The 5,805-nt window shown below is 66.0% G+C and carries 7 protein-coding genes; 6 read left to right on the top strand and 1 reads right to left on the bottom strand.

Annotation, left to right across the window (positions count from 1 at the left end; all coding sequences use genetic code 11):
* From WBF82_RS15345 to WBF82_RS15325, 5 genes are all read left to right on the top strand, one after another.
* The coding region (locus WBF82_RS15345; RefSeq protein WP_424383848.1) for a 2-oxo acid dehydrogenase subunit E2 at positions 1-498 on the top strand (498 nt) is incomplete at its 5' end.
* Between the two features lie 5 nt (positions 499-503).
* A complete protein-coding gene (locus tag WBF82_RS15340) occupies positions 504-1,415 on the top strand; it encodes a TIGR01777 family oxidoreductase (protein WP_424383847.1) in 912 nt (303 codons plus the stop codon).
* Between the two features lie 18 nt (positions 1,416-1,433).
* Positions 1,434-2,132 (top strand): lipoyl(octanoyl) transferase LipB, encoded by a 699-nt coding sequence (gene lipB, locus WBF82_RS15335; RefSeq protein ID WP_424383846.1) that lies wholly within the window; start codon positions 1,434-1,436, stop codon positions 2,130-2,132.
* Positions 2,129-3,061, top strand: coding sequence for a lipoyl synthase (gene lipA, locus WBF82_RS15330; protein WP_424383845.1), 933 nt, complete (start codon positions 2,129-2,131; stop codon positions 3,059-3,061). The genes lipB and lipA overlap by 4 nt, the downstream gene beginning before the upstream one ends.
* Positions 3,062-3,065: 4 nt before the next feature.
* The gene (locus tag WBF82_RS15325; RefSeq protein ID WP_424383844.1) at positions 3,066-3,818 is read left to right on the top strand and encodes a DUF4191 domain-containing protein; all 753 of its coding nucleotides are present in this window, start codon (positions 3,066-3,068) and stop codon (positions 3,816-3,818) included.
* Positions 3,819-3,870: 52 nt separating this feature from the next.
* Here WBF82_RS15325 and WBF82_RS15320 read toward each other — a convergent pair whose 3' ends face one another.
* Positions 3,871-4,335, bottom strand: coding sequence for an RDD family protein (locus WBF82_RS15320; RefSeq protein ID WP_424383843.1), 465 nt, complete (start codon positions 4,333-4,335; stop codon positions 3,871-3,873).
* Positions 4,336-4,531: 196 nt separating this feature from the next.
* Here WBF82_RS15320 and glnA point away from each other — a divergent pair.
* A partial coding sequence (glnA, locus tag WBF82_RS15315; protein WP_424383842.1) for a type I glutamate--ammonia ligase occupies positions 4,532-5,805 on the top strand: 1,274 nt, incomplete at its 3' end.

The following is a 5,805-nucleotide window of genomic DNA, read 5'->3' as shown; positions in this document are numbered from 1 at the left end:
CACCCGAACGTCAACGCCAGCTACAACGAAGACACCAAGGAGATCACCTACTACGACGCCGAGCATCTCGGCTTCGCCGTCGACACGGACCAAGGCCTGCTCTCCCCCGTCGTCCACAACGCCGGTGACCGGTCACTGGCCGGGTTGGCGCGCGCGATCGCCGACATCGCCGGCCGGGCCCGGTCGGGAGATCTCAAACCCGACGAGCTGTCCGGGGGGACGTTCACGATCACCAACATCGGCAGCCAGGGCGCGTTGTTCGACACCCCGATCCTGGTGCCGCCACAGGCCGCGATGCTGGGTACCGGCGCCATCGTCAAACGGCCGCGTGTCGTCGTCGACGACACCGGCAACGAATCGATCGGGGTGCGCTCGATCTGCTACCTGCCGCTGACATATGACCACCGGCTGATCGACGGCGCCGACGCAGGGCGGTTCCTGACCACGATCAAGCATCGGCTCGAAGAAGGCGCGTTCGAGGCGGACCTGGGACTGTAGTTAACGTGGCCAAGGCCGTCATCGCGATCGCGGGATCATCCGGGCTGATCGGCTCGGCGTTGGTGACCGCGCTGCGCACGGCGGACCATCGGGTGCTGCGGATCGTGCGCCGCACGCCAGCGAATGCCGGTGAGCTGCACTGGGATCCGGACAGCGGCGAATTCGACGCTGGTGCATTGAGCGGAGTCGACGCCGTGGTTAATCTGTGCGGCATCAACATCGGACAACGACGATGGTCTGGGGCGTTCAAACAAAACCTGCGCGATAGCCGCATCACGCCAACCGAAGTGTTGTCCACCGCGGTCGCTGAGGCCGGCATCGGCGTGCTGGTCAATGCCAGCGCAGTCGGCTTCTACGGTGATACCAGAGAGCGGGTCGTCATCGAAACCGATTCGGCCGGAACGGGTTTCCTGGCCCAATTGTGTAAAGACTGGGAAGCGGCCACCGCGCCTGCCCAGCACGCCGGCGCCCGTGTTGTGCTGGCCCGCACCGGATTGGTGCTGGCCTCCTCCGGCGGAGCGCTACGTCGGTTGCGGCCGCTGTTCTCGGTGGGACTTGGTGCCCGCCTGGGCAACGGCCGCCAGTACATGTCGTGGATCAGCCTCGAGGATCAGGTCCGAGCTCTGCAGTTCGCGATTTCCGATAGCCGGATCTCCGGGCCGGTGAACATCACCGGGCCGGCACCTGTCACCAACGCGGAATTCACCACAGCACTCGGCCGGGCGGTGAACCGGCCCACACCGCTGTTGATGCCGGGATTTGCCGTGCGCGCCGCGCTGGGCGAGTTCGCCGACGAAGGCCTGCTGACCGGGCAACGCGCCATCCCGGCCGTGCTCGAACGCGCGGGTTTCGAGTTTCACCACAACACCGTTGGCGAGGCACTGCGGTACGCCACCTCAAGGCCTGAGGTCGCCTGAGCGCGTAACGTCTGCCGTGTGAGTTCTATCCGCTCGAGCGCGGCCCCGATCGATGTCCGCCACCTGGGCAGCGTCGACTACCGGGTCGCGTGGCAGCTGCAACGTGAGCTGGCCGACGCGCGGGTGGCAGGCGGCACCGATGCGCTGCTGCTGCTGGAACATCCGGCCGTCTACACGGCTGGACGCCGCACGTCCGCGAAAGAACTCCCAACGGACGGTACGCCGGTCATCGAAACCGACCGTGGCGGCACGATCACCTGGCACGGCCCCGGCCAGCTCGTCGGCTATCCGATCATCACGCTTGCCGAACCGCTCGATGTGGTCAATTACGTTCGGCGCATTGAGGAGTCGCTGATCGAGGTCTGCACCGGGCTGGGTTTGGCGGTAGGCCGGGTCGACGGCCGATCCGGTGTATGGTTGCCGGCCGGCGGCGGCATGCCCGCACGCAAGATCGCCGCCATCGGCGTGCGGGTCTCGCGGGCGACGACGCTGCACGGGTTCGCACTCAACTGCGACTGCGACCTGGGCGCGTTCGAAAGGATTGTGCCGTGCGGCATCACGGACGCCGGCGTGACGTCGATATCGAACGAACTGGGTCGCCGGGTCGGCGTCGACGACGTCCGGTCCGCGGTTGCCGACGCAGTGTGCGACGCCCTGGACGGCCGGCTGGTGGTGGGGTCGCACCCGATGCCGGTCCGCGTAGCATCGACCTCGTGACCGTCACCCCCGAGGGTCGGAAACTGCTGCGTCTGGAGGTACGCAACGCGCAGACGCCGATCGAGCGCAAGCCGCCGTGGATCAAAACGCAGCTGCGGATGGGGCCGGAGTACACCGAGCTGAAAAACCTGGTCCGGCGCGAGGGTCTACACACCGTCTGCGAGGAGGCCGGGTGTCCCAACATCTATGAATGTTGGGAAGACCGCGAAGCCACCTTTCTTATCGGCGGTGAGGTGTGCACCCGTCGTTGTGACTTCTGCCAGATCGACACCGGCAAACCTGTCCCCCTGGACCGCGACGAACCACGACGGGTGGCCGAAAGCGTGCAGGCGATGAGCCTGCGGTATTCCACCGTCACCGGGGTAGCCCGCGACGACCTGCCCGACGGCGGCGCATGGCTCTACGCCGAGACCGTGCGCGCGATCAAGAGACTCAACCCGTCCACTGGCGTCGAGCTGTTGATCCCCGATTTCAACGGCGATCCCGACCGGCTGCGCGAAGTCTTCGAATCGACGCCGGAAGTGTTGGCGCACAACGTCGAAACCGTTCCGCGCGTATTTAAGCGAATCCGCCCGGCCTTCTCCTATCGGAGAAGCCTCGGCGTGCTCACCGCGGCGCGGGAATTCGGGCTGGTCACCAAGAGCAACCTCATTCTCGGGCTGGGCGAGACGCCCGAGGAGGTGCGCACGGCACTAACCGATCTGCATGACGCCGGGTGCGACATCGTCACGATCACCCAATACCTGCGCCCGTCGGCGCGCCATCATCCCGTCGAGCGCTGGGTGCATCCCGACGAGTTTGTGGAGTATTCGGACTACGCCGACCAACTGGGCTTCGCCGGGGTGCTGGCCGGGCCGCTGGTGCGCTCGTCATACCGGGCCGGGCGGCTCTACCGGCAGGCCGTGCAGGCTCGCCCGCCCGTATCCTGAACTAATGGCGAAACCCCGTGATGCCAAGGCGACCAAGGCCGCCAGGGCCGAAGCGAAAACGGCCCGCAAAGCAGCCGCCAAAGAGCGCCGCACGCAACTCTGGCAAGCGTTCAACATGCAGCGCCAAGAGGACAAGCGGCTAATCCCGTACATGATCGGTGCGTTCGTGCTGATTGTGGGCGTTTCGGTGGCGGTCGGGGTGACGACCGGCGGGTTCACCATGCTCACCATGATTCCGCTGGGCGTGGTGCTCGGCGTCTTGGTGGCGTTCATCATCTTCGGTCGGCGCGCGCAGCGCTCGGTCTACCGCAAAGCCGAGGGCCAGACCGGCGCCGCTGCTTGGGCGCTGGACAATCTGCGCGGCAAGTGGCGCGTCACCCCGGGCGTGGCGGCGACCGGCCATTTCGACGCCGTGCACCGGGTGATCGGCCGGCCCGGGGTCATCCTGGTGGCCGAGGGGTCGCCGGCGCGGCTCAAACCGCTACTTGCCCAGGAGAAGAAGCGCACCGCCCGGCTGGTCGGCGAGATCCCGATCTACGACGTCATCGTCGGCAATGGCGACGGTGAGGTTCCGCTGGCCAAGCTCGAACGCCACCTCACCCGGCTGCCTGCCAACATCAACGCCAAGCAGATGGACTCGTTGGAGTCGCGACTGAGCGCGCTGGGTTCCCGAGCTGGGACGGCCGCGATGCCGAAGGGCCCACTGCCCGGCACCGCCAAGATGCGCGGCGTCCAGCGCACGGTGCGCCGTCGCTAGCGGCGATCGCAAGCGCGGCGAAGCCGGGCGCAGCGGGTCGCCGCCGACCAACTCAGCGCCGCACGACGGCGGTGGCGGTCAGGCGATCCTGCAACCCGCGACCGTCGGCGTCGACGAACAACGCCGGTATGACGAACGCAATCAGCACGCCCCGGACCACGGCACGACCCACCCCGACGTGTATCCGTTCGTCGGCGGACGCCACCTGAAGTCCCAGCGCGAACTGGCCCGGGGTGAACCCGAACAACCGGACGGCGAGCACTCCCAGCGCCAACCAGATGAGCAAAACCGCCGACGACAGCAGTCGCGGGGAGATCAGCCCGAGCGTCATCCCGAGTGCGGCGAGGCCGTAAGCGAGCAACCAGTCAACGACCAACGCGGCCAACCGGCGACCAAGTTGGGCCAACGAACCCGTTCCACGTTCGGGCAAGCCGAGCCTTTCGCCCGGGTATTGCTGCGGCGGCCCGGACTCGAGTGGCCCGGGACCGGACAGCCAAGATACGATGCTGCGGGCCATCACCCCACAATAAGGTGAGGCCTGCCAACACACCGTGGCGAGCCGCGCTGTCGCGTAACGTCGGCGCAACGCAGGGTTGACCTTCGGGCAATCTCGCCTCCATAGCGTCTGGTCGGGCGACCAGCCACGGCCCGTAAAGGAGAGCGCTTCAATGACCGCAGTAGATTCGAAGCCCGCAGCAAAGGAGAGCGCTTCGGTGTCCGAAAAAACGGCCGATGACATCCTCAAACTCGCCAAGGACGAGAAAGTCGAATTCGTTGACGTCCGGTTCTGTGACCTGCCCGGCATCATGCAGCACTTCACGATTCCGATTTCGTTCTTCGACACGAGCACCTTCGAGGAGGGGATCGCCTTCGACGGCTCCTCGATTCGCGGCTTCCAGGCGATCCACGAATCCGACATGCTGCTGCTGCCCGACCCCGACACCGCGCAGATCGACCTTTTCCGCGCAGCCAAGACGCTGAACCTCAATTTCTTCGTGCACGACCCGTTCACTCTCGAGCCGTACTCACGGGACCCGCGCAACGTCGCCCGCAAGGCAGAGAACTACCTAAAGAGCACCGGCATCGCCGACACCGCGTACTTCGGTCCCGAGGCCGAGTTCTACATCTTCGACTCGGTCTCGTTCGACTCGACGACCAACAGCTCGTTCTACGAGGTCGACGCGATCTCGGGTTGGTGGAACACCGGTGAGCCGACCGAGGCCGACGGGACTCCCAACCGCGGTTACAAGGTCCGGCCCAAAGGTGGCTACTTCCCGGTTGCGCCGGTCGACCACTACGTCGACCTGCGCGACAAGATGCTGCAGAACCTGATCACGGCCGGCTTCAGCCTGGAGAAGGGCCACCACGAGGTGGGCACCGGCGGACAGGCCGAGATCAACTACAAGTTCAATACGCTGCTGCACGCAGCCGACGACCTGCAGCTCTACAAGTACATCGTCAAGAACACCGCGTGGGCCGAGGGTAAGACCGTCACGTTCATGCCCAAGCCGCTGTTCGGCGACAACGGCTCCGGCATGCACTGCCACCAGTCGTTGTGGAAAGAGGGCAGCCCGCTGATGTACGACGAGACGGGCTATGCCGGTCTCTCGGACACCGCCCGCCACTACATCGGTGGCCTGCTGCACCACGCGCCGTCGCTGCTGGCGTTCACCAACCCGACGGTGAACTCCTACAAGCGGTTGGTGCCCGGCTTCGAGGCCCCAATCAACCTGGTTTACAGCCAGCGCAACCGGTCGGCTTGCGTGCGGATCCCGATCACCGGCAGCAACCCGAAGGCCAAGCGGTTGGAGTTCCGCTGCCCCGACTCGTCAGGCAACCCGTATCTGGCGTTCTCGGCCATGCTGATGGCGGGTCTGGACGGCATCAAGAACAAGATCGAGCCGCAGACACCGGTCGACAAGGACCTCTACGAGCTGCCGCCGGAAGAGGCCGCCAACATCCCGCAGGCTCCGACCTCGCTGGCCGC

The sequence above is a fragment of the Mycobacterium sp. genome (assembly GCF_049673265.1).
Taxonomy (GTDB): Bacteria; Actinomycetota; Actinomycetes; order Mycobacteriales; family Mycobacteriaceae; genus Mycobacterium.
Note: the sequence above shows the minus strand (reverse complement) of the source record. Positions and strands in the feature narration are given on the sequence as shown.

What these genes read in the sequence shown, in the direction of transcription:
- WBF82_RS15325 (WP_424383844.1), top strand. Translation starts at nt 3,066, where the DNA reads ATGGCGAAACCCCGTGATGCCAAGGCGACCAAGGCCGCCAGGGCCGAA.
- WBF82_RS15320 (WP_424383843.1), bottom strand. Translation starts at nt 4,335, where the DNA reads ATGGCCCGCAGCATCGTATCTTGGCTGTCCGGTCCCGGGCCACTCGAG.